The organism is uncultured Leptotrichia sp., assembly GCF_938036635.1.
GTDB lineage: Bacteria > Fusobacteriota > Fusobacteriia > Fusobacteriales > Leptotrichiaceae > Leptotrichia > Leptotrichia hongkongensis.
Genome location: NZ_CALHQO010000152.1, coordinates 1 through 2,727 on the forward strand (window position 1 = coordinate 1; position 2,727 = coordinate 2,727).

The following is a 2,727-nucleotide window of genomic DNA, read 5'->3' on the forward strand; positions in this document are numbered from 1 at the left end:
GTCCTCTAATCTGAGTTTCTAAGGTATGGCTAAATTCATATCCATATTCTGGATTTATGGTTATCTTGCCTTCCTCTTCAAGCTCTTTTGAATTAAAAGGTATTGAAAACTTTAAAAGTAATTCCTCGTCGGGTTTGTCCCATACAATGTCAGCATCATACATGTATATCCAAGGATTCATAAATCCGACCATTAACAGTCCACCCTTTTTCAATACTCGAGAGGCTTCTTTATACATGTTTTCTAAATCTTCTATATATACATTTGAAACTGGATTAAAAATAATATCAAAAGTTTCATTTTCAAATGGAAATGGTTTTGTCATATCGCCTTGAACTGTATTGATTTTTAAGCCTTCTCTTTTAGCAACCATATCATCTCTTTGTAATTGTGATTTAGAAAAATCCATTATGGTTACATCATAACCTTTTATAGCAAAAACTGGTCCCTGCTGTCCACCACCACAAGCTAAACCTAATATCTTTTTTCCGTTTGCTTTTTCAAACCATTCTTTCGGGACTTTTTTCCCAACAGTTAATGCAACAGAAATTGGATTATTTCTAACTTCTTCTAATTCTTCATGTGTCAATGGCTCAGTATAGTCATTTTTTACATTATTCCATCTATCTTCATTTAATTTTATATAATTGTTCATCTTATAATCTCCTCGTAATTTTATACTATTTCGATTTAAGTTGGAGGTGTTGCCATTACATTTTTCTTACCTCTAAAAATTTTTAATTTCTTGAACAATTTTAATCTTGCTTAATTTTTTTTATTTTCCCTAATGTTTCTTTTGTTTTAAACTTTAGTTTGTTATGTTTTAAATACAGCACTTTTATAAATCTACAATTCCTTTTCGTGTATTAATTTATGTTCTATGCTATTTATATAATCTTTATGTTTATGATTATGCTTTTTCTCTGATATAAAATGACTATGTTCATGTTCATGCGTGATAATATGAGTATGTGTTTTTCCATCATGCGTATGAACAATTATGTGAGAATGACTATGACTGTGACGTTTAACCATTGTATCATATACGACAACTGCACTACCAATTATCATAAAGATAAGACCAATGAAATATACCAAAGTAAGTTTTTCTCCATTTACTACAAATGCTAAAAAAGTTCCTACAAATGGAGCTACAGCATAATATGCACTAGTTTTTGCAGCACCTAAATCTCTTTGTGCTCTGATATACATAAAAATGCTGAGTCCATATGCCACAAATCCAAGTAGCAAAGCAGCTATTATATATTTGATTTCAGGAATTCTTTCTCCCAAAATAAGGGCGACTATAAATGCACCACTACCAGAGAAAAAGCCTTTTAGCAAAACAATCTCGTAAGTGCTTTTATCCGAGATTTTTCTAGTGCAGTTATTTTCCAATCCCCAACAGCAAGTCGCCAATATAACAAACAATGAACCTAATGAAAACTGGAAACTTTCAGCCCCTTCAAATGAAAGAACTATACTTGATATTGTGATAAATCCAATAGCAATCCACAACTTTGATGTTACTTTCTCCTTAAATATCAAAAGAGCAATAATTGTTGTTGCTACAATTTCAAAGTTGCCAAGCAGTGAAGCATTTGAGGCTGAACCAATATTTATACCAATCATAAGGAATATAGGTGCCGCAATATCAAGGACAATCATTCCAACAGTATAAGGTAAATCTGCCTTATTTAACTTTTTATACTTTTTTTCGGCTTTTCTACGAAACAAATACATAATACCTACCCCTGTTCCAGCTCCCAAATATAGAAAAGATGCCATCAATGTAGGTGGAATCTTATTTAAAAGCACTTTAGAAAACGGTGTATTAATTGCATAAAAAATAGCCGCAAGCAATGCTAAAATTACTGCCATAAATTTTCTGCTTTTATCCATGTTTAATGAGTCATCTCCTTTTAGATAAATCCTAAATTTATCTCACAATCAGCCAAGGTCTTTCATTTTCCCAAACAATCTTCACATCCAAGCCGAACATCTGAGAAAGTAATTTATCAGTCAAAATATCCTTTTTAAACCCTTTTGCCAAAATCTTTCCATCGTGAAGAAGTGCCACATGTGTTACTGAAGGCATAATTTCTTCAATCTGATGAGTTACGTAAATAAACGGTATTGCATTATTATTTCGGGAATTTTCCTCAAGCACTTTCAAAAAATACTCCCTCGAAGTTACATCAAGCCCTGAACAAGGCTCATCCAATATAAGCAAATCAGGCTCGTTCATAAACGCTCTTGCAAGCAATGTCCGTCGTTGCTCCCCTTGCGACAAAGTTCCAAAATGATTATTTTTTATATACGAAATCTTAAAATCCTCAATAATCTTATCAGCCTTTTTCCTGTCCTCATCGGTAACTTCATCATAAATCCCAATAGAACTAAACTTTCCAGAAATTACAACATCTTCCAATTTTTCACCATTTAATGTACTTGAAAAATTATTCAATGTGGAACTTACAAATCCAACTCGATTCTTTATTTTTTTCCAAGAATAATTACCAAATTTATGACCAAAAACTCGCACTTCTCCAGAACTTGGAAAAATATAGGCCGGTATCATTCCAAGAAGAGTTGACTTTCCAGAACCATTAAGTCCCAAAAGTACCCAATTCTCGCCTTTATTTATATGCCAGTCAATTCCTTTCAATATTTCTCTGCCATTACGCTTAAAAGTTACATTTTCATAGTGTAATATTTCTTCCATAA

At 32.2% G+C, this 2,727-nt stretch carries 3 protein-coding genes; all 3 read right to left on the reverse strand.

Annotated features, from left to right (window positions below; all coding sequences use genetic code 11):
• Positions 1-655: class I SAM-dependent methyltransferase (locus Q0370_RS02890; RefSeq protein ID WP_299571883.1), on the reverse strand; the 655-nt coding region annotated here is incomplete at its 3' end.
• Between the two features lie 191 nt (positions 656-846).
• Positions 847-1,902 (reverse strand): DMT family transporter, encoded by a 1,056-nt coding sequence (locus tag Q0370_RS02895; protein WP_299571886.1) that lies wholly within the window; start codon positions 1,900-1,902, stop codon positions 847-849.
• 37 nt (positions 1,903-1,939) lie between these two features.
• Positions 1,940-2,725, reverse strand: a complete 786-nt coding sequence (locus Q0370_RS02900) for an ABC transporter ATP-binding protein (protein ID WP_299571888.1) — start codon at positions 2,723-2,725, stop codon at positions 1,940-1,942.
• Positions 2,726-2,727 lie beyond the last annotated feature (2 nt).

What these genes read in the sequence shown, in the direction of transcription:
- Q0370_RS02900 (WP_299571888.1), bottom strand. Translation starts at nt 2,725, where the DNA reads ATGGAAGAAATATTACACTATGAAAATGTAACTTTTAAGCGTAATGGC.
- Q0370_RS02895 (WP_299571886.1), bottom strand. Translation starts at nt 1,902, where the DNA reads ATGGATAAAAGCAGAAAATTTATGGCAGTAATTTTAGCATTGCTTGCG.